Raw genomic sequence first — 20,044 nt, forward strand, 5'->3', positions numbered from 1 at the left:
GGATGGGATGTGGGGCGTCAACCGGGCCTCACAACGCAGTGGACCTTCACACAGGACGTAGGATGTCTTCATGACATCACGCCTTCCCCGTCGTATCGCCCGTGTTCGCCCTGTTGCCACAGAGTCCTCCACGGGCCACGCTCCGGACGAACAATTCTTCGTGGCCAACGATGCCGCTGACTTTGACTCCGCTGAGGGCAGTACGTGGACGATCATCGATTCACCCTTCCCTGCATCGCGGGCCAATGCGTCAAGCTCCAGCCGCGAAGGGTGGGAATTGGGCGCCGAGGTCAGTGCAGACAGCTTCCACTTCCTGGCGCCCTCCGTACCGGTCAATGTCTTCGGGATGGCCCACAACACCGGCCAACCAGGCCGCGCCCTGCCGCCCCAGGCATTCCACAAAGCGGCGTCCAGCGTGATCGGCCCGGGCGAGGCGATCCAGCTGGGCTCGACGGTGGGCCACGTGGACCCCGAAGCCGAGTTGACCGTCGTCGTGGGCCGTAAGGCGCGGGGCCTGGCCCTCGAAACGGCGAGATCGGCAATCCTGGGCTACACCATAGGCAATGATGTCTCTGCCCGCGAGCTCCAGAAATCTGACGAACTGTGGATCAGCGCCAAGAGCCAGGACACCTTCACCCCGGCGGGCCCCTGGATCGTCACGGAGCTGGACGACTCAGCCCTCTCCATTGGCATTGTCCACAACGGCACCGAGCTGAAGACCGCCAGTTCGGCGGACCTCGGCTGGAAAGTGGATGAGATCCTGGTTTACCTGACCTCGTTCATGACCCTGCAACCCGGCGACCTTGTGCTCACGGGATTCCCGGCAGAGTCCGCGCGCATCCATCCCGGGGACACTGTGGTGTGCCGGGTGGAAGGCATCGGCGAACTGCACAACCCCGTCACCGGCGCATCCTGGGAGGAGCACCCGGCTTAGTGTGTCAGGCTTAACCCATGGAGATCGCCGCGGAAGCCACTGAGCTTCGCTCCTCTCCCCCACGCAAGCCGCCCAAAAAGCGGCATCGCGGCGTCCTGAAGTACCCGGTGGTGCGCCAACTGGTGCGATTCACGGGCGTCGGTATCGTATGCACAGCCAGTTCGTTGGCCCTTTATGCGTTGCTGCGTCCCGTGATTGACCCACAACTGGCCAACGCTGTTGCCCTGATCGTGACGTCCTTGATGAACACTGCGTTGAACCGGCGGCTCACCTTCAAGATCACAGGCAAAAAGAAGCGGGCCAAGGACCACCTCAGCGGCGCCATCGTCATCGGCATTGCGCTGATCATCACGGGCGGCAGCTTGGGGCTTCTGCATCTGTTCAAGCCCGGAGCCACAGTAACCGAGGAGCTCTGGACCACCACATTGTCCGGGTTCGTGGCCACGGCAGTTCGTTTCACCCTGCTGCGGCACTGGATTTTTCGGCGCGCCCGCCATGTGTAGCCGGGCCGGCTACTGAGGGGCCAACTTACGGACACGTCCGACGGCGGTTTCCACGGCTGCGGCGGCCTGCTCCAGTTCGGCGTCCGTAACAGCTGACGTGAAGCTGAAGCGCACGGCGGTTTGCGCAGTTTCGGGGGCAATGCCGAGGGCCAGCAGAACGGGCGACGGCGCATCGGAACCGGCCGCGCACGCCGAGCCACTGGAGCACACCACACCCAGCCGCTCAAGCTCGAGCAGCACCGATTCGCCGCTGGTTCCAGGGAAGCAGAACGACGCAACCGAGGGCAACCGCAGGCTTCGGTGGCCTGTGAGCATGGAGTCGGGCACGGCCTGAAGTACCCGGTTGATGAACCCGTCGCGCAGCACCGACACCCTGGCTGCCTGTTCCTGTTGATCGGCGTGCGAGAGCCTCAGTGCTGAGGACAGGGCAACGGCCCCGGCCACGTTTTCGGTGCCCGAACGCCTGCCCCGTTCCTGGCCTCCGCCATGGACCAGGGGCTCAACCCGCAAGCGACCCCTGGTGAACAGCACGCCGGATCCCTTGGGTGCTCCCAGCTTGTGCCCTGAGATACTCATCGCGTCCACGCCGAGGGCCTTGACGTCCACGGGGAGCCACCCTGCAGCCTGCACGGCGTCCGTATGGAACGGCACGTTGTACTCCCTGGCCACGGCAGCAAGTTCGGCGACCGGTTGGACGGTCCCGATCTCGTTGTTCGCATACATGATGCTCACCAAGGCGGTGTCCGGACGCAGCACTGCCCGCAGCGCCGCCACAGTGACCATTCCTTCGCTATCGACCGGGACGACATCGACGTCGAAACCGTGTACGCGCTGGAGGTAGCGGGCCGATTCTTCAACAGCCGGGTGTTCGATCGCGCTGATGACCACACGGCTCAGCGACGGATCCGTCGCCCGCCTGGCCAATGCAATGCCCTTGACTGCCAGGTTGTCCGCTTCTGTTCCTCCCGAGGTGAACGTCACCTCGCCGGCGCGGCAGTTCAATACCTTCGCGACGCCGGTGCGCGCCTCTGCGAGCGCAGTGGCAGCGGCCTCGCCCAGGCTGTGGTGGCTGGAGGGGTTGCCGAACTCGCCGCTCAGGTACGGCCACATGGCATCCAGGGCTTCGCGACGGATCGGAGTGGTGGCTGCGGCATCGAGGAAGATCATGGGAATGACGTTGTTCCTAGGGCTGCGATGTGGTGAGTTCGATGTCGAGGCCCAGGTCCAAAGCGTTCACGCTGTGGGTCAGTGCGCCGACGGAAATGACATCCACGCCGGCCGCTGCGATCCCGGTGACGGTGTTGATGTTCACGTTGCCGCTGGCTTCGACGATGGCACGGCCGTCCACCTGCTTGACACCGGCGCGGAGTTCTTCAACGGAGAAGTTATCCAGCATGATGGTGTCAACGCCGGCCGCCAGTACCGGTTCGATCTGTTCGGCGCTGTCCACTTCGACTTCGAAGTGCGTGGTGTGGCCCAGCTGGGCCTTAGCCGCTGCCAACAACTCGGTGAGTTTGGTGGTGTCACCGCCTGTCATGACGGCCAGGTGGTTGTCCTTGGCCAGGACAGCATCGGAGAGGCTGTACCGGTGGTTCGCTCCCCCGCCACAACGCACGGCGTAGCGTTCGAGCACCCGAAGTCCAGGGGTGGTTTTCCGCGTATCCGTAATACGGGCGCGGGTGCCTTCAACCAGCCTGACGAACTCGGCCGTCTTGGTGGCTATCGCGCTCATTCGCTGCACCAGGTTGAGCCCTACGCGTTCAGCCAGCAGCACGGAGCGGGCGCTGCCGCTGACCCGCGCAAGGTGCGCGCCGGCGTCGAACGCTTCACCGTCGGCGAGCAGCAGCTCAACGTCGGTGTCCGGGTCCACCAGCTTCATGGCGTCGCGGAATACCGTGCCACCGCTGAACACGCCAGGCACGCGCGCGTTCAGCACCGCCGTGGCCCTGGCCTCGGCGGGAATCAGCAGCTGGGAGGTGATGTCGCCGCTCGGCGCGTCCTCCGCGAACGCCCGTTCAAGAATTTCCCGGACTGGGGCTGCGGGGAGGGTCAGGTTAGTCATGGACGAGGCTCGCTTTCCGGCTCATGGTGTAAGTCTGGTCAAAATGTACGACGGCGGCCGGTTCGGTCACGCTGTCGCTGCGGTAGTGCGCCCCCAGGGACCCACGCCGCTCCCGGGCAGCCTGCACCAGCAACTGCCCAGCGAGCAGCAGGTTCGCATCCTCATGCTCCCGCACCTCAAGGGAGTCAGGAACAGTCAGTGGAAGCACTCCACTCTCCCACTCACCCAGAGCCTCGGCAGCCTCAGCCAACAAAACCCCGTTACGCAGGACCCCGGCCTTGGCAGTCATGAGTTTCTGGAGCGCACTCCTGGAGAACGCGGAGCGCGAAGCTTGTCCGGGTGACGTGCCGTCGTCGGCTGACGGGGTCCCGGCAGCGTGCGTAAAAGCGAGGCCGCCAGCGGCCGAGTTAGCACGCAGAGGGACCGCGTCAGCCGAACCAATGAAAGCACTCACAGCCCGCCGCCCGAACACCAGTCCCTCAAGCAACGAATTACTGGCCAAGCGGTTGGCACCCTGCACGCCGGCACAAGCGACTTCGCCGGCAGCGAGCAAACCGGGAACAGAGCTCCGGCCGTGCAGGTCGGTCACCACCCCACCCATCCAGTAGTGCGCGGCTGGCGCTACGGGAACGGGTTCCCGGGTCCAGTCGATACCGGCTTGCCGGGTGTGTTTGCTGAGGGTCGGGAATCGCTTTTCCAGAAATCCCTGCCCTCGTGCCTCTTCGACCACGGTGGCGTCCAGGAAGACGTGGCCGTTGGGGTCGTTGAGTTTTGCCAGGTGCAGGGCGATGCTGCGTGAGACCACGTCCCTGGGGGCGAGTTCGGCATCCGGATGGTAGTCGGGCATGAAGCGGTGGCCAGTGGCGTCCACCAGGGTGGCCCCTTCACCGCGGACTGCTTCGGAGATCAGCAAAGGGGCGGTGCTGCTCTGGCTGCCCGATGAGTCCCAGCCGATGCCGACACGGACCATGCACGTGGGGTGGAATTGGAAGAACTCCAGATCGGACACAGCAGCGCCGACGCGCCACGCCAGCGCCAGTCCGTCAGCCGTGGCCACGGAAGGATTGGTGGTCTGCGCGAACAGCTGCCCAGCGCCTCCTGTGGCGAGCAGTACGGCGTCGCCCTGGATGCTGTGGTGGCGTCCGTCCTGGATATAATCGGCACCCGAGATGCGAACCTCGCCAGCGAAGCCGACGCCCTGGGTCAGGGACGTGACAAACGCATGGCTGATCACCCGGATCCTGCCGGCGGCCTGGAAGTCCAGGACAGTCCGGATCAGTGCGGCGGCAACCCCGGCCCCGGTGGCGTCGCCGCCTGCGTGAAGGATGCGTGGCGCTGAGTGGGCGGCTTCCAGGCCCAGGGCGGGGTCGCCGTCGTCGTCAACGTCGAAGCGGACCCCGAACCGTTCCAGCCCGGCGATGTCCAGCCTTGCCTCGGTGCACAGCACCCGCACGGCTTCTTCGTTGCAGTGCCCGGCGCCCGCTTTGAGGGTGTCAGCGATGTGGGCGGCGACCGTATCCCCGGGCGCCGGCTCGTCCAGGACCGCTGAGATGCCACCTTGGGCGTAATAGGTGTTGCTGTCCGCAAGGGCCCCCTTGGTCAGCAACACCACCTCAGCGCCCGCTTCCGCGGCCAGCAACGCGGAGTACAGTCCCGCGATACCGCTTCCGACGACGATCAGCCGCTTGGGCCGGGGCCCTCCAGCAACGCTCTCTGTGGTCATGCGAGGCTCTCTTCAGCTAGGGGTAATGCCTGGTGCTAGGCAGGCTTGGCGGCCAGCATGCGTTCCAGGGCAACCTTTGCGTTGTCCTGTACGGCGTCGTCCACAGTGATGCGGTTGACGATGCGTCCTTCGACGAGTTCCTCCAGCACCCAGGCGAGGTAGCCGGGGTGGATGCGGTACATGGTGGAACAAGGGCAAATGACGGGGTCGAGGCAGAAGATGGTGTGCTGCGGGTTTTCCGCGGCAAGCCTGTTGACCATGTTGATTTCGGTGCCGATGGCGAACGTGGTGGGTTCGGTGGCGGCGGCTATGGCCTTCTTGATGAAGTCGGTGGACCCGGCGGAGTCAGCTGCGTCCACTACCTCCATGGGGCATTCGGGGTGCACGATCACGTTGACGCCCGGGAAGTCCTGGCGGGCTTTCTCGATCTGGCCTACGTTGAACCGCTTGTGCACCGAGCAGAAACCGTGCCAGAGGATCACCCGGGAATCGAGCAGTGCCTGCTCATCGTTGCCGCCGAGTTCCTTGCGCGGGTTCCACATGGGCATCTGCTCCAACGGGACGCCAAGGGCTTTGGCTGTGTTGCGCCCGAGGTGCTGATCGGGGAAGAAGAGGACGCGCTGTCCGCGTTCGAAAGCCCATTCCAGGACCACTTTGGCGTTGGAGGACGTGCAGACAATACCGCCGTTCCGGCCACAGAAGGCCTTGAGCGCGGCAGAGGAATTCATGTAGGTGACGGGGATGACCGGTACCCGGCCATCAGCATCCGGCCCGGTGCCGAAGATTTCCTCCAGCTGCTCCCAGCATTCCTCCACGGAGTCCTCATCTGCCATGTCTGCCATGGAGCAGCCGGCTGCCAGGTTGGGCAGGATGACGGCCTGCTCGGGTGTAGAGAGGATGTCCGCAGTCTCGGCCATGAAGTGGACGCCGCAGAAGATGATGGCTTCGGCATCGGGCTTGGTCAGCGCGGCGTTGGCCAGTTGGAAGGAGTCGCCCACAAAGTCCGCGTACTGGATGACTTCATCGCGCTGGTAGAAGTGGCCAAGGATGACCGCCCGATCCCCGAGCGCGGCCTTGGCGGCCCGGATGCGGGCGTCAAGTTCGGCGTCGGAGGCTTTCTTGTACTCTTCCGGCAGCTGGCCCTGGCGTGGCGTGGCCTTGGGCGCGACATCATTGCTGGAGGCACCCGGGCCGTAGGCCGGCTCGCCTGCGAGTGCCTCGGCAAGGTCGTATTCCCATGGGCCCCTGGCCAATGCCGGGCTGCACGTGGACCCTGCGCGGGAGAGCCCTTCCTCGGCTTCTTCGCGAGTGATCAGTTGGACGGCAGTGTTGACGCTGCTCATGGTGTACTCCTGTTATCTGGCCCGAGGCCGGGCGTGCCGGTGAAGCGGTAGAGGCGTGGCGGACGGTGTTTTCCGCCTTGCAGGTATTCACCGGTTTCTTCGATCTCCGGTGTGGCTTTGATGTGTCGGCGGAAGTTGGCGGGATCCAGCTGGCGGTCCAGCACGGCTTCGTAGACTTCCCGGACCTGGGCGAGGGTGAAGAACTCTCCCAGCAGGTGGTAGGCAATGGGCCCGTAGGCCATCTTGTTCCGAAGCCGCCACAGCGCGTAGTCCACGATGGCGTTGTGGTCGAATGCCAGCTCGCCGAGTTTGTCGGCACGGAACCACCGGACATTCTCCGACTCGTCCGCCAGTGCGGCCTCGGTGGGTTGCACCAAGGCCCAGTAAACGATGGACACGACGCGCTGGGTCGGTGATCGATGGAGTCCGCCAAAGGCGTAGAGCTGCTCAAGGTAATGCGGGGTTAGTCCCGTGGTGTCCCGCAGATTCCGGGAGGCTGCATCCTGCAGGGACTCATCATGCGCCAGAGGGCCGCCGGGCAATGCCCACATGTCCCGGTACGGTTCACGGATCCGGCGGACGAGCGGCAGCCACAGCGTCGGGCGGCCGGACGTCTCGCTGGGGCGGAGGGCGAAAATCACCGTTGAGATGGCCAACGACGGCGGCGCGAGCCGCCGTTCGGCGACATTGGCTGAGCTGGTGTTCACGGCGTTCACCTCGCTTCGTCGCCGCTGCAATCCTGATCGGATCTTAGTTAAAGTCATGTTGACTAGAACTAATGGTACGACTCAATCCGCAGTCCCGCAAAATGCTTTGCGTCACACTGACTTGGCCGCCGCCTCCATCAGGGGAAGGGTCCGCCCCTGAATGTGGCTGTTCAGCACAATGACCGAGGAACAGCGGACCACCGACTTCGTGGCGATCATGGCATCGAGCACCCTCTGCATGTCGGGATTGGACCTCGCGGCTATGCGGACCATAAGGTCCGAGTTCCCCGTGACCGTGTGGACCTCGATGATCTCCGGAATCGCGCCCAGGCTTTCGATGATCGCATCATGGCCGATTTCCTGCGTGATGGTCACCGAACAGAAGGCCACTACAGGGAACCCGAAGTTTGCCGGATCCGGCTGCGGCACCCAAGAGCCTATGACCCCGTTTTCGATCATCCGGTCGATCCGGGACTGCACCGTAGCCCTCGCGACCTTCAGCACCCGCGACGCCTCCAGCACCGAAGATCGCGGCGAATCGGTGAAGAAACGTACAATTTTTGCATCAAGCGCATCGACCAGCATCAAAGTTCCTGTCCCCTGGGTTTCATACCCATCACATCGCCACGGCAAAAAGTGATGTATCATACAAACTGCGAGAATTATTCCACGGCTCTTGCTGCGTCGTCGACGCCCGCGTGCCAAGCCTATGAAGCCGGCACGCCAAACCAGCATGAAATCCATAGAAGGTAGACACGTATGACAACGAAGTCCATCGCGGCTCCTGCATCAACGGCCGGCCTCGGCCACTCACTCAAACCGCGCCAGCTGACCATGATGGGACTGGGCAGCGCCATCGGCGCCGGCCTCTTCCTTGGGTCAGGGGCGGGAGTCCAGGCCGCCGGGCCGGCTGTCCTGATTTCCTACCTCGTCGCCGGAACGCTCATCATCCTCGTCATGTGGGCGCTGGGTGAGATGGCAGCTGCGAACCCCAACAGCGGGGCATTCTCGGTCTACGCCGAAAAGGCCCTCGGCAAAACGGCCGGCGGCACCATCGGCTGGCTCTGGTGGCTCCAGCTAGTGGTGGTCATCGCCGCTGAAGCCCTCGGGGCGGCAGGGTTGCTGTTCTCCGTCTGGCCAGTCATCCCAATATGGATACTGGCCCTGGTCTTCATGGTGGCCTTCACCGGGATCAACCTCGTAGGCGTCCGCAACTTCGGCGAGTTCGAATTCTGGTTCGCCATCCTCAAAGTCGCCGCAATTGTCATCTTCCTGCTCATCGGCGCAGCGCTGCTGTTTGGTTGGCTGCCGAACGTACCCTCACCGGGCCTCTCCGCGTTCGGGGATTTCGCTCCCCACGGTATTGGTGGCATTGCCGCCGCACTGTTCGTAGTGATCTTCGCCTTCGGTGGAACCGAGATTGTCAGCGTTGCCGCCGCGGAAACCGAAAACCCCGCCCACAGCGTCGGCAAGGCGATCCGCACTGTCGTATGGCGCATCCTTGTTTTCTACATCGGTTCGGTCTTCGTCATCGCAGCCGTCCTCCCCGTAGGTTCAGAAGGCCTGAAGTCCCCGTTCGCCGGAGTCCTGGACCTCGCAGGGATTCCCGGCGCAGGCGCAGCAATCACCCTGGTAGCTGTTGTGGCGTTGCTCTCGGCACTGAACGCCAACCTCTACGGTGCCTCGCGGATGATCTTCTCCCTCTCCGAGCGCGGGGAAGCTCCCCGGCTCCTGTCCCGCCTGAGCGCTTCGAAGGTTCCGGTAGCCGCCGTCGGCGTTTCAGTTGCCTTCGGCTTCATCGCAACCATCCTGGAACTGCTGTTCCCGGACAAGATCCTGCCGGCGCTCCTGAACCTGGTCGGCTCCACCTGCCTGGTGGTCTGGGGCACCGCACTGGTGTCCCAGTTCATCCTGCGCCGCAGGGCGGACCGGGAGGGAACCGAATTGCCGCTTCGGATGAAAGGCTTCCCCTACCTCACCATCATTGGCCTGGTCCTGCTGGGCCTCATCCTTGTGGTGGGCTTCGCCAACCCCGAAAGCGCTGGCCAACTGGTGGGCACCTTCCTGCTGATCCTGGCCATTGCTGCCGGCTGCTTCCTCAACGCGAGGGCAAAAGCCGCCAAGGCCGCAGCGGGCGCCTAAAAGCCCCCTGCTAACAAGCATCCAGAAGCCCTGCACAGTTTGTACTGTGCAGGGCTTTTGCGTGTGCCCAAATTGTACAAAATGTTCCGTTTGAAGTGAGCTGATTGCGCACAGTCGAGCGCGGTGACTAGGGTCACAGCCATGACTCTCAAACCTGTGCTGGCCGCACTCGATGATGATGCGGCCCCGCTCACCCACCATCAACTCCGTGAGCTGTACACCCTGATGGCTGCCGTCCGCCACCTCGACACTGCCGCAGTCGCCTGGCAGCGCCAGGGCATCATTCCCGGCTACGCCCCCGAGCTTGGCCAGGAGGCCGCGCAGGTGGGCAGCGGATACGCCGTGGACCGCGCCCGCGACTTCGTTTTCCCCACCTACCGCGAAATGGGCGTTGCCCGCGCCATGGGCGTGGACATGGTGGGCTACATGTCCACACACAAGGCAACCTGGCACGGCGGCATGTACAACCCGCTGGAATCCAGGTTCGCACCCATCCAGGCAGTGGTTGCGGGTTCCGTCCTGCACGCCGTCGGATGGGCGCATGGCCAAACCCTTGCCGGAGCACAAGAGACGGGGGTTGCCGTGACGTACTTCGGGGACGGCGCCTCATCCCAGGGTGACGTCCATGAAGCCATGAACTTCGCAGCCGTTATGAAGGCCCCGGTGGTGTTCTTCATCCAGAACAACGGCTGGGCCATCTCCGTCCCGACCGAACGGCAGGTTGCCGGCGGTTCCGTCGCCGCCCGCGCCGCCGGATACGGCATCCCGTCACTCCAAGTGGACGGCAACGACGTGGTGGCAGTCTTCGAAGCCACCCGTTCGGCCCTCGCACATTGCCGCTCCGGCAACGGCCCCGTGGTGATCGAAGCCATGACCTACCGCCGCGGCCCGCACTCCACCGCAGACGATCCCGGCAGGTACCGCACGCTCGATGAGGAACGGCTCGGCGCGGGCGAGGACCCGCTGGAACGCTTCAAGCAGCGCCTGCTCGCGGACGGGGTGGCCGACGAGGCCTTCTTCGCCGAGGCTCAGCGCAAGGCAGCCGAGGAAGAGGAAACCATCCGGGCCGGGATCGCAGACCTCGGCCCGCGCCCAGGCGCTGAGATGTTCAGCCTGGTCTTCCAGGAGCCAACGCCCGCCCTTCAATCCCAGGCCACCGCGTGGCGCGAGGAGTCCGAACATGCCTGAGACCACCATCACTGAGGCCACGGCAACCACCGCCGTCGGCATTCAACAGCTTTCCATGCAGCAGGCCCTGAACCGGGCCCTCGACGAAATCCTTAACGAGAACCCCAAGACGGTGATCTTTGGAGAGGACTGCGGCCAACTCGGCGGAGTTTTCCGCATCACCGACGGCCTCCAGGCCAAACACGGCGAGGCGCGCGTTTTCGACACCCCGCTCGCCGAGTCGGGCATCCTGGGCATGTCCGTTGGTTTGGCCATGGCCGGCTTCCACCCCATCCCGGAGGTCCAGTTTGACGGTTTCGCGTACCCGGCGATCAACCAGATCGTCTGCCAGATCGCCCGGATGAACTACCGAAGCCGCGGCACGCTCCCCATGCCGATCACGCTGCGCGTCCCCAGCTTCGGTGGCATCCGCGCCCCCGAGCACCATGGCGAAAGCCTTGAAGCACTGTTCGCCCATGTGCCCGGCCTGAAGGTGGTTTCGCCGTCGAACCCGCACGACGCCTACCATCTCCTCAAGTACGCTGCCAGCCGTCCGGACCCGGTCATCTTCATGGAACCAAAGTCCCGGTACTGGCAGAAGGGACCGGTGGACGTCGGGTCCGCCGACCAGGACACAGCCGCGCACGACGGCGGAACGGACGACGCCGGAAGCCTCACTGGCGCCCGCGTGGCCAGGGAAGGCCGGCACCTGACGCTGGTGGCCTGGGGTGCCATGGTCTCCCGCTGCCTTCAGGTTGCTGAACTGGCGGCCGAAGATGGCATCGACATCGAAGTGCTGGACCTGCGCTGGCTCAAGCCCATCGATGCCGAAGCACTGGCGACATCCGTGGGGAAGACGCGGCGCGCCGTCGTCGTCCATGAAGCGCCGCTCACCTCCGGCCTTGGGGCCGAAGTTGCGCAACTGATTACGCAAAGCTGTTTCGCGACGCTCAAGGCGCCGGTGGAGCGCGTGACGGGCTTCGACGTCCCTTATCCCTCCGGTGACCTGGAGGACGAATACATCCCCAACATCGATCGCATCCTCTTTGGGATCCAACGAGTACTGGAGTACCGCCGTGGCTGAAATTTCCTTCCCGCTTCCCGATCTCGGTGAAGGCCTCATCGAAGCAACCGTGCTCGAATGGCTGGTCGAACCCGGCCAGCAGGTCGAACGCAACCAGGCGATCGTCGAGCTCGAAACCAGCAAGTCAGCCCTCGAATTGCCCAGCCCGCAGGCAGGTAAAGTGGTGCGTATTCACGGGGCGCCCGGTGAGACCATCAACGTTGGCGAACCGCTGATCGTGTTCGAGGTTCCGGATGACACCGCCGGAATCGTGGGCACTGTTCCGAAGGACGAAGCACCCAAGCGCCGGGTCCGCCTGAGCGCCGTACTCGATGAGGACTGACACCATGACCGGCAGGCACACCGTGGAACACAGCAGGCACACCGTGGAGGGCACAGACCCGGGACTGTTCGTGGAAGTCCATGAGCCAAGTGCCGACGCCGGACTACGCCCGGTGCTGCTGATTCACGGGTTCTCGTCCTCCAGTAAGCTGAACTGGGTGGACAGCGGATGGCTTGCAGCCCTCCAGGATGCCGGCCGCAGGGCGATCACCGTGGACCTTCCAGGCCACGGCCGAAGCCACTCCCCCGAGGACCTGGACTCGTACACGCCCAGCCGCATCCGGGCGGACCTCCTTCAGATAGTCACCGACGTCGGCGCCCGGCCGCTGCGCGACGGCGACCCGTCCACCGGGCTGGACATCATCGGCTATTCGCTGGGGTCCCGCCTGGCGTGGGAGTTCGGCGCGACCCAGCCGGACCTGGTCCATCGGATCGTCCTGGGTGGGCCCAGTTCGGCTGATCCTTTGGCCGCTTTCGACCTCGCAGCCGCGCAACGGCACCTGGCCGACGGCACGCCCATCGCGGACGAATCGACGGCCGGACTGCTGAAGATGGCGCAAATGCTGCCGAGCAACAACCTGTTCGCCTTGCTCTCACTCATCGAGGCCATCAAGGGGGAACCTTTCGATCCGGCCGAGGCGGCCCCGCACATGCCTCTCCTGCTGGTTGCCGGCGAGAAGGACGAACGTGCTGCGACGATGCCGGAACTGGCCTCCATTGCTGGCAAGCACGGTGGCATGGTTGAGACTCTGGTGATTCCGGGCCGGACGCACACCAATGTAGTAACCAGCCGGGCCTTCAAGGAAGCTGCCCTCGAGTTCCTGGGAGTGTAGGCCCGACTCCCCTTGCAGGCGGCTGGTGGAAGGCGGCTGGTGCTGCTGGCTGAGGTCAGCGGGCCAGCCGCTCTGCATTGAGACTCATGCGCTCCAGGACGCTGAGCGCCATGGCGTACTCGTCGATGCCGATGCCCATGGACAAGTCCTGGCGGGCATCTTCGACGAGCCGTTGGGCCTCGTGGTACGTTTCCCGGCCCCGCTCACTGAGCGTCAGCCGGTCATCGACCATGGTGATCAAACCGCGGCCCACCAAGGCAGCGAGCTCCCGCTCACGCAAACGGATATCGCTGCCCCACAACGGTCGCAGGCCTTCCTCGAGTTCGTCAGGAAGCATGGCACCCCCCGAGAGGGTTCCCAAGGCATGCCACTGACGTTTGCTGAGCTTGATCCGCGCCAACGTCCTGTCCAACTGGACATCCAACGCGGCGTCGAGCCTCTTGATCCAGTATCCGATGGGCTTGTTCACACTGCCATGCTTTCAGTGGAGGCCTCGCCCGGCAAGGCATGGACGGTAGGCTTGGGAATGCAACGAATTTCGTGGAAGTGGAGCAGATGGGCATGCGTTTCAAGGACCGTGCGGAAGCCGGTCGCCGCCTGGCCGAAGGTCTCCCCCAGCTCAGGGAACGCCCTGACACCATCGTCCTGGGCCTCGCCCGCGGGGGGATTCCCGTGGCCGCCGCCGCGGCCGCCGAACTTTACCTGCCCTTCGGAGCCGTACTGGTCCGTAAACTCGGCATTCCGGGCCGGGACGAGACCGCATTCGGCGCCCTGGCATGGTCCCGGGGCGACGTCCTCCGGATCGTCAACAAGCCGCTCAAGGAACTCATTCTTTCCCGCGGCATTTCCCAATCCGCCCTGGACGCCGTGGAAGCCCACGAGCGCTCTGAGCTCCTTCGACGCGCCAAGCAGTACCCGGGCACAAGCCATGACCTCCGCGACAAGACCGTGGTCCTGGCAGACGACGGACTCGCCACCGGCGCCACCATGCGCGCTGCAGTGGAAGCCGTCCGGGCCGGGGGTGCCAAAACGGTGGTGGCCGCCGTTCCGGTGGCATCACTGGAGGCGTCAACGTCTTTGGGCAGGGTGTGCGACTTCGTGTTTGCCCTGCATACCCCCGGTAAGTTCCATGCAGTCGGCGCCTTCTACGAGAGATTCGATCAGCTCTCCGACGCCGACGTCGTGAGCCAGCTGGAAGCTGCCGGTGCCAGCGGTCGCCGCTGACCGCCGTCGTGACGCTGCAAGACCTGAGGCGTATCAAAAGGGTGCGGCCCAGAGGACCGCACCCTTTTGATTCGCCTGATAGCGGAAGAGCCTAGTGGTGGACGCTGTAACCCAGGGGCCGTCCCTTGGTCTCCTTGGCGAGGATGACGCCTACCGAGGAGATGATGCAAAGACCCATGATGTACAGGCCCACTGAGCCCGACCACTTCGTGGAATCCAGGAGTGCTTGGGCAATCAGCGGTGCGAAAGCACCACCAAGGATGGCGCCGAGCGCGTAACCGATGGAGATGCCTGAGTAACGGACCTGTGCCGGGAACATCTCGGCGTACATCGCAGACATCGGGCCGTAGGAGAGTCCGAGTCCGATGGTCAGGACAAACAGGGCCGTCCCGTAGAGCAGGATGTCCTTTGAATCGATGAGCACGAACATGGGGATCATCCAGGCGAAGACAAGGCCGTAGCCGATGAGGAAGGTCTTCACGCGTCCGATCCTGTCCGAAAGCCAGCCGCCCACCATGGTGAAAATGAGCCAGCCGAAGGAAGCAATGGTTGTCGCCAGGAGGACCTGGGGTGCGGGCATCTTCAAGGTCTTGGTGGCGTAGGAGATGAAGAATGCAATCAGCAGGTAGCCGGCGGCGTTGTTGGCAATGAAGATCAGCGCGGCGAGGACGACTTCCTTCTTGTTCCTGCGGAAGAGTTCACCAAGAGGTGCTTTGCTTTCTGCCTTGCGCTGGGCAAGCTCCTTGAACACGGGGCTCTCGCCAACGGCGCGGCGGATCAGGTACCCCACCACGATCAGGACCACCGACAACAGGAACGGCACGCGCCAGCCCCAGGCCGCGAAAGCCTCCTTGGACATCCCCGACTGCAGGAAGAACAGCAGCCCGGTAGCGAGGATCATGCCGATGGGCACGCCAATCTGGGGGTAGGCACCAAAGAGGCCGCGCTTCTGGATAGGCGCGTGCTCCACGGCCATCAGGGCTGCTCCACCCCACTCGCCACCAGCCGAGAAACCCTGGAGGACACGCAGGAAGATGAGCAGTACCGGCGCCCAGAGCCCGATGGTGTCGTAGGTCGGGAGGACACCGATCAGGGCGGTTGCTGCACCCATCATGACCAGCGTCATGACCAGCACCGCCTTGCGTCCCATCCTGTCGCCCAAGTGCCCGGCAACGAACGCCCCGAGCGGACGGAACAGGAAGCTGATGCCAATCGTGGCGAAGGACAGGAGCTGGGCTACACCCGGGTTGGATTTTTCCAAAGGAGAAAGAAACAACGGAGCCAGCAAGGTGGCCGTGAGCTGGGCGAAGATGAAGAAGTCGTACCACTCGATAGTGGTGCCTACCAGCGTCCCGGCAAGCACCCGGCGCTCTTCGCGCTTGCTGCTGGGGCCTGACGGTGAGTCGACAGTGGAAGTTGCGGTCATTGGAACTCCATGTGGGGTGAGGGTGCGGTCAGCGAGTGACGTACATAAACCGACAGAACGGTCAGTTAGGAAAGGATACTACATGCTGTGACGCAAGGCACAGGCACGCGCCGAAGCCGGTCCAACATAGGATGGTTCGCATGAATCCCCGCAGCGGCACCCAGGGCACCACCGACGCGTCCACCCAGGCGCCGCCGTCGCAAACCCTCTCCCGGGGGATCCGTGCGCTGGAAATACTGGCAGCAGCAGAGCGTCCCCTCAGCATCGCGGAACTGACCGAGGCCCTGGGAGTGCACCGCTCGGTGGCCTACCGCATCCTGCGGACCCTCGAGGACCATTCACTGCTGGTCCGCGACGACTCCGGACGGGTCCAGCCCGGGCCGGGATTGGCCGTGCTGGCCCGGGGCGTGTCACGGAACCTGCAAGCGGCAGCGCTACCCGAACTGACACAGGTGGCAAACGAACTGCACATGACCGCGTTCGTGGCGGTCTGGGACCACCAGGAATGCGTCACTCTGGTAACGGTGGAGCCCCGTCACTCCGGTGCGGCACTCGCCCAGCATCCCGGCAGCCGGCACCCCGTTGGCACGGGCGCCCCAGGGATCGCCATCCAATCCACCATGACCGAGGAACGGTGGCAGCAGGTGGGAGCCGGCATCCCCTACCGGGAAGAAGCCCGGGAGGCACACCGCTTGGGCTATGCCACCAGCCACGACGAAGTCATCGCCGGACTGTCCTCCATTGCCGCTCCCATCCGGGTTCCCGGCGGACGGCCGGCCGCGATCGCCGTCGTCTACATCCGCCTGGACCAGGATCCGGACGCCGTGGGCCAGGCACTGGCGGCGAGCGCAGCGCGCATCGAAAGCCAACTCGCCTGAACCATTCCTTCCACGCCAAGCAGCGTGCCGGGCAGCACAAGACGGCAGCCGGGACCGGACCGAATACTCGAAGAAGGACCGGACACAGTGTCCCGTCCTTCTTCCGAGACTGAGAAGGAACCATGAGCCTGAATCTTCTTGACACCTCCAACTGGCTGCCGCTGGAGGGTTTGGCACCCGGCTTCGACGCCAACAAAGCCCCCACCGTCCAGGACCTTGCGGGACAACAGTTCTCCGTGCACAGCACCGGCGGATCCATGTCGTTCAGCTTCGACGACAAAGAGGTGCAATGGTCAGCCGCGGGGCACAACAGCACATCCGCGTACGAGGCCTTCGCCGTGGCAGAGGAACTGTATTACGCCCAATGGCAGGATGCCGGGGACCCGGAACTCGCCGTTTCCCTCATCCTGGACCTTTCCCACGGCCGCGCACTCTACATCGGCGCCGCACTTGGCACCGCCACCGCCTCCAGTGTTGATGTCCGTCACGACTTCCGGCCCGGAACCCTCGGCGGATACCAGGTAACCGGCAATGACATTGCTGAAAGCACCGGGCTCATCGGCCGCCGCGTTGAATGGGTCTACAGCGGATCGCACGCCTACGAGCACATTTACCTCAGCCCCACCTGGTACACCTGGCAATGCCTGGCAGGGCCGGAGCGCGGTTTGGCAGACACCGATTCCAACACCGTCTTCGAAATCCGCCCCGGCATTTTTGTGTTCACGTGGCGGGAAAAGGTCATTCCGTGCGGCTCGGTCACCATTGCCGACCACCGCGACCCGAACGCCATCCGCTCCCATGGAAGCCTGTTCGGCTGGGATGAGGCAGGAACCACCCCCGTGCACTTCACGTTCGGCGCGCACGGCCGCCTGATCAGCATGACCCGGCACAGCCCCGAACTGGACCCGGCCAAGGGGCTCTAACCCCAGGAACAGCCACGGCACAAGAAAGCCCCGGCGCGGAATGCGCGCCGGGGCTTTCTTGGCAGATCAGGGTCAGTCTTCGGCGCCGTGGCCGATCCGGGCGTAGAGTGCCGGTTGCGAGCGCCTGAGGCGCAGGCCCCAGACGATGCCCACGACGCCGGGCAGCAGGACCAGCGCGGGCAGGACAAACGTGGCTGGTGTCGACTCGGTTTGGCCCAGCAGGACGTTGAAGTTGGTGGCGATCAGCACAAAGACCACAGCCAGGAGAACGAAACCCAGGCCCGGGGCGACAACCCTGACCCACAGGCTTGCCCCATGCTGCTGCCGGCGGAAGAAACCTATCACGGCAACAGAGACCACGGTCATGAGCAGCACCAGGCCCATGGCGCCGCTGTTGGTCAACCACGTGAACATGGTCAGCACGGGGTACAGCTCGCCCAGCTCGGAGCCCGATCCCGCGATGGCAAACCCAACGGTCACGACGACGGCAATCACCGTTTGCGCCAAGGAACCGGCGAACGGTGCCCCGCTCTGCGTGCGAACCTTGGCCAGCGCGGCCGGAAGGACCCGTTCGCGGCCCAGGGAGAAGAAGTAGCGCGCCACTGCATTGTGGAAACTGACGAGCGCGGCAAAAAGGCTTGTGACAAACAGGACCTGGGCGATGTCGCTGAGCAGCACGCCGCCATTCGCGCCCAGGAAGGCAAAGATCATGTCAGGGCCGGAGGTTGCCGCGTTCTCAATGACAGCTGAAGGCCCCGTTCCTACGGTCATCGCCCAGGCAGATACCGCGTAGAAGACGGCGATGATGCCCACGGCGGCAAAGGTGGCACGGGCGACGGTCCGCTGGGGGTCCTTGGATTCCTCGCCGTAGATAGCTGCCGATTCAAAACCCATGAAGGCGGCGATGCCGAAGGACAGTACCGCGCCGATGCCGGGAACGAACAGGCTCTCAGGGCTGAAGGTCGCTGCGCTGATGCCCTCAGGGGCCACGGCGAGGCTGATGATGTCGTACACGATCACCACCAGGAACTCGAGGGCCACCAGGACACCAAGGACCTTGGCCGACAAGTCCACCCTGTTCACGCCCAGCCAGCCCACGATCGCGATGCACACCAGTACGGGCACCCACCAAGGAACGCTGATGCCCAGCCGCGCGGACAGGAGTGATGAAACTGTGAAGCCGAAGAGTCCGTAGATCCCCACTTGCATCAGGTTGTAGGCCATCAGGGCAACCAGGGAAGCGCCCACTCCGGCCGGCCTGGAAATGCCTTGCGCTATGTACGCGTAGAACGCGCCGGCGTTGGTGACGTAGCGGCTCATAGCGGCGTAGCCCACAGCGAACAACGCCAGGATTCCGCCGAGGAGCAGGAAGGACAGCGGGACGCCGGTCACCCCCGTGACGGCGAACGTGGTGGTTACTCCGCCCGCCAGGACGGTCAGCGGCGCGGAGGCCGCGATGATCATAAAGGTCACTGCTGGTACGCCCAGCCGCTTCTTGGTGACGGCGGCTGCGGGGGTCCTGCCCTTGACGGGGTTGTCCACGCTCATAGTGTGCTCCTGCCTCGGTGCCGCGGGGAGAGAGCGCGGCACGGTGTCTGTCATTCCGCAATCTTCCACCGCCGCGCCGCTGCGTGACTTGTCTCACACGGCAAGGTGTTTGTCGCTGGACGCAGGCACAGGGCCATATGTTCCCCGGTGTAGAATCGTGGGCAAGCTCACGTCCCGCAATGCCGGCTTTACCGGCCCACTCGCAGCGTCACCGCGGGCCTCTGAAAGGGAGTTTGATGACCGTCGCGGCCGAAACCGGCCCCGCAACCGTGGAAACCATCGTGGCGGAGTCGTTCCAGGAGTGGAGCAGGGCAATCTCCGCCTCCTTCGTACCGTTGCTGGCCCAAGGCCCACGCAACTCAGCCTTCCACGGAACCATGCGGGCACGTGTCCTTGGCCAGATCTCCGTAGTTGAAGTCACCGCCGGACCCCATGCTGTCCTCCGCACTCCTGAGCTGATAGCCAAGTCCACCGGCCGCTTCTTCAAACTCAGCATCCAGCTCAGTGGGTCCGGTCGCCTGGTGCAGGACGAACGCGAAGCCGTGTTGCGCCCCGGCGACCTCTCCATTTACGACACCTCACGCCCGTACCAGCTAACGTTCGACGACGACTTCCGCACTTTGGTGCTGATGTTCCCTCACGTCCTGCTGGACTTGCCGGCCGAAGCCATGGGCCATGTGACAGCTTTGCGGATTCCCGGTGACGAGGGGCTCGGCGAACTCATCAGCCCCTTCCTGGTGAAACTGGCCGACAACCTTGAAGCCCTGTCCGGCACCAACGGCCTGCGGCTGGTCCGCAATGCCCTGGACCTGGTGACAACGCTCTTTAACGGCGAACTCGACCAAATGATCGAGACGGGCCGCGATCCCCACCTGCTGTTGCTGGGCCGCATCCACGACTACATCGAAGCCAACCTCGGCGATCCCGGACTCTCCCCCGGAACCATCGCCGCAGCCCACTACATCTCCACCCGCCACCTGCACGACCTCTTCCAGGAGATCGGCACTACGGTGGCTTCGTCGATCCGGCAACGGCGTCTTGAGCGGTGCCGCCGCGACCTGATGGATCCGGTGCTGGCAGAACGCCCTGTCACGGCCATCGCAGCGCGGTGGGGGTTCACTGACGCAGCCCATTTCAGCCGCATCTTCAGGGCAGCTTTCGGCAACTCGCCCACCGGGTACCGCAATGCCGGAGCGTGACCAGCCCTAACGTCGGGGCTTGGAAGG

At 64.3% G+C, this 20,044-nt stretch carries 20 protein-coding genes; 11 read left to right on the forward strand and 9 right to left on the reverse strand.

Going from position 1 to position 20,044, the window contains the following annotated elements; all coding sequences use genetic code 11:
- Window positions 1–70: 70 nt before the first annotated feature.
- Window positions 71–934: a fumarylacetoacetate hydrolase family protein gene (locus LRQ04_RS17340; protein ID WP_235521557.1), complete on the forward strand. Its 864-nt coding sequence runs from the start codon at window positions 71–73 to the stop codon at window positions 932–934.
- Between the two features lie 17 nt (window positions 935–951).
- On the forward strand, window positions 952–1,437 hold the full coding sequence (locus LRQ04_RS17345) for a GtrA family protein (protein ID WP_235521558.1): 486 nt from the start codon (window positions 952–954) through the stop codon (window positions 1,435–1,437).
- A gap of 9 nt (window positions 1,438–1,446) precedes the next feature.
- On the opposite strand, the gene LRQ04_RS17350 is transcribed toward LRQ04_RS17345, so the two are convergent.
- From LRQ04_RS17350 to LRQ04_RS17375, 6 genes are all read right to left on the reverse strand, one after another.
- A complete protein-coding gene (locus tag LRQ04_RS17350) occupies window positions 1,447–2,604 on the reverse strand; it encodes a cysteine desulfurase family protein (protein ID WP_235521559.1) in 1,158 nt (385 codons plus the stop codon).
- 16 nt (window positions 2,605–2,620) lie between these two features.
- Window positions 2,621–3,499, reverse strand: coding sequence for a carboxylating nicotinate-nucleotide diphosphorylase (gene nadC / locus LRQ04_RS17355; RefSeq protein ID WP_235521560.1), 879 nt, complete (start codon window positions 3,497–3,499; stop codon window positions 2,621–2,623).
- A complete protein-coding gene (gene nadB, locus LRQ04_RS17360) occupies window positions 3,492–5,222 on the reverse strand; it encodes an L-aspartate oxidase (RefSeq protein ID WP_235521561.1) in 1,731 nt (576 codons plus the stop codon). The genes nadC and nadB overlap by 8 nt, the downstream gene beginning before the upstream one ends.
- A gap of 35 nt (window positions 5,223–5,257) precedes the next feature.
- On the reverse strand, window positions 5,258–6,565 hold the full coding sequence (gene nadA, locus LRQ04_RS17365; protein ID WP_235521562.1) for a quinolinate synthase NadA: 1,308 nt from the start codon (window positions 6,563–6,565) through the stop codon (window positions 5,258–5,260).
- Window positions 6,562–7,281: an NUDIX domain-containing protein gene (locus tag LRQ04_RS17370; RefSeq protein ID WP_235521627.1), complete on the reverse strand. Its 720-nt coding sequence runs from the start codon at window positions 7,279–7,281 to the stop codon at window positions 6,562–6,564. Before LRQ04_RS17370 ends, nadA begins: the two co-directional genes overlap by 4 nt.
- A gap of 102 nt (window positions 7,282–7,383) precedes the next feature.
- Complete coding sequence (locus LRQ04_RS17375; RefSeq protein ID WP_211711590.1) at window positions 7,384–7,857, reverse strand: Lrp/AsnC family transcriptional regulator; 474 nt, start codon at window positions 7,855–7,857, stop codon at window positions 7,384–7,386.
- Between the two features lie 174 nt (window positions 7,858–8,031).
- Here LRQ04_RS17375 and LRQ04_RS17380 point away from each other — a divergent pair, with 174 nt between their 5' ends.
- From LRQ04_RS17380 to LRQ04_RS17400, 5 genes are all read left to right on the forward strand, one after another.
- The gene (locus LRQ04_RS17380) at window positions 8,032–9,414 is read left to right on the forward strand and encodes an amino acid permease (protein ID WP_235521563.1); all 1,383 of its coding nucleotides are present in this window, start codon (window positions 8,032–8,034) and stop codon (window positions 9,412–9,414) included.
- Window positions 9,415–9,555: 141 nt separating this feature from the next.
- The gene (locus LRQ04_RS17385; RefSeq protein WP_235521564.1) at window positions 9,556–10,602 is read left to right on the forward strand and encodes a thiamine pyrophosphate-dependent enzyme; all 1,047 of its coding nucleotides are present in this window, start codon (window positions 9,556–9,558) and stop codon (window positions 10,600–10,602) included.
- Window positions 10,595–11,665, forward strand: coding sequence for an alpha-ketoacid dehydrogenase subunit beta (locus tag LRQ04_RS17390; protein WP_235521565.1), 1,071 nt, complete (start codon window positions 10,595–10,597; stop codon window positions 11,663–11,665). Before LRQ04_RS17385 ends, LRQ04_RS17390 begins: the two co-directional genes overlap by 8 nt.
- The gene (locus LRQ04_RS17395) at window positions 11,658–11,987 is read left to right on the forward strand and encodes a biotin/lipoyl-containing protein (RefSeq protein WP_211711587.1); all 330 of its coding nucleotides are present in this window, start codon (window positions 11,658–11,660) and stop codon (window positions 11,985–11,987) included. The genes LRQ04_RS17390 and LRQ04_RS17395 overlap by 8 nt, the downstream gene beginning before the upstream one ends.
- Before the next feature lie 4 nt (window positions 11,988–11,991).
- Window positions 11,992–12,819 carry an alpha/beta fold hydrolase gene (locus LRQ04_RS17400; protein ID WP_235521566.1) on the forward strand — a complete coding sequence of 276 codons (828 nt, stop codon included), beginning with the start codon at window positions 11,992–11,994 and terminating at the stop codon, window positions 12,817–12,819.
- 55 nt (window positions 12,820–12,874) lie between these two features.
- Here the strand turns inward: LRQ04_RS17400 and LRQ04_RS17405 are convergent, their stop codons facing one another.
- Window positions 12,875–13,288, reverse strand: coding sequence for a MarR family transcriptional regulator (locus LRQ04_RS17405; protein WP_235521567.1), 414 nt, complete (start codon window positions 13,286–13,288; stop codon window positions 12,875–12,877).
- Between the two features lie 86 nt (window positions 13,289–13,374).
- On the opposite strand from LRQ04_RS17405, the gene LRQ04_RS17410 reads away from it, so the two are divergent.
- The gene (locus LRQ04_RS17410; RefSeq protein ID WP_235521628.1) at window positions 13,375–14,043 is read left to right on the forward strand and encodes a phosphoribosyltransferase; all 669 of its coding nucleotides are present in this window, start codon (window positions 13,375–13,377) and stop codon (window positions 14,041–14,043) included.
- A gap of 91 nt (window positions 14,044–14,134) precedes the next feature.
- Here the strand turns inward: LRQ04_RS17410 and LRQ04_RS17415 are convergent, their stop codons facing one another.
- On the reverse strand, window positions 14,135–15,469 hold the full coding sequence (locus LRQ04_RS17415; protein WP_235521568.1) for an MFS transporter: 1,335 nt from the start codon (window positions 15,467–15,469) through the stop codon (window positions 14,135–14,137).
- A gap of 131 nt (window positions 15,470–15,600) precedes the next feature.
- Between LRQ04_RS17415 and LRQ04_RS17420 the strand changes: the two genes are divergently transcribed.
- Both LRQ04_RS17420 and LRQ04_RS17425 read left to right on the forward strand, forming a co-directional pair.
- Window positions 15,601–16,347 carry an IclR family transcriptional regulator gene (locus LRQ04_RS17420; RefSeq protein WP_235521569.1) on the forward strand — a complete coding sequence of 249 codons (747 nt, stop codon included), beginning with the start codon at window positions 15,601–15,603 and terminating at the stop codon, window positions 16,345–16,347.
- Between the two features lie 122 nt (window positions 16,348–16,469).
- Window positions 16,470–17,270, forward strand: a complete 801-nt coding sequence (locus LRQ04_RS17425) for a MoaF C-terminal domain-containing protein (protein WP_235521570.1) — start codon at window positions 16,470–16,472, stop codon at window positions 17,268–17,270.
- A gap of 72 nt (window positions 17,271–17,342) precedes the next feature.
- Here the strand turns inward: LRQ04_RS17425 and LRQ04_RS17430 are convergent, their stop codons facing one another.
- A complete protein-coding gene (locus LRQ04_RS17430; protein ID WP_235521571.1) occupies window positions 17,343–18,818 on the reverse strand; it encodes an APC family permease in 1,476 nt (491 codons plus the stop codon).
- A 236-nt stretch (window positions 18,819–19,054) separates the two neighbouring features.
- Between LRQ04_RS17430 and LRQ04_RS17435 the strand changes: the two genes are divergently transcribed.
- The gene (locus LRQ04_RS17435; RefSeq protein ID WP_235521572.1) at window positions 19,055–20,017 is read left to right on the forward strand and encodes a helix-turn-helix domain-containing protein; all 963 of its coding nucleotides are present in this window, start codon (window positions 19,055–19,057) and stop codon (window positions 20,015–20,017) included.
- Window positions 20,018–20,044 lie beyond the last annotated feature (27 nt).

The organism is Paenarthrobacter sp. AR 02 (assembly GCF_021538675.1).
Lineage (GTDB): Bacteria > Actinomycetota > Actinomycetes > Actinomycetales > Micrococcaceae > Arthrobacter.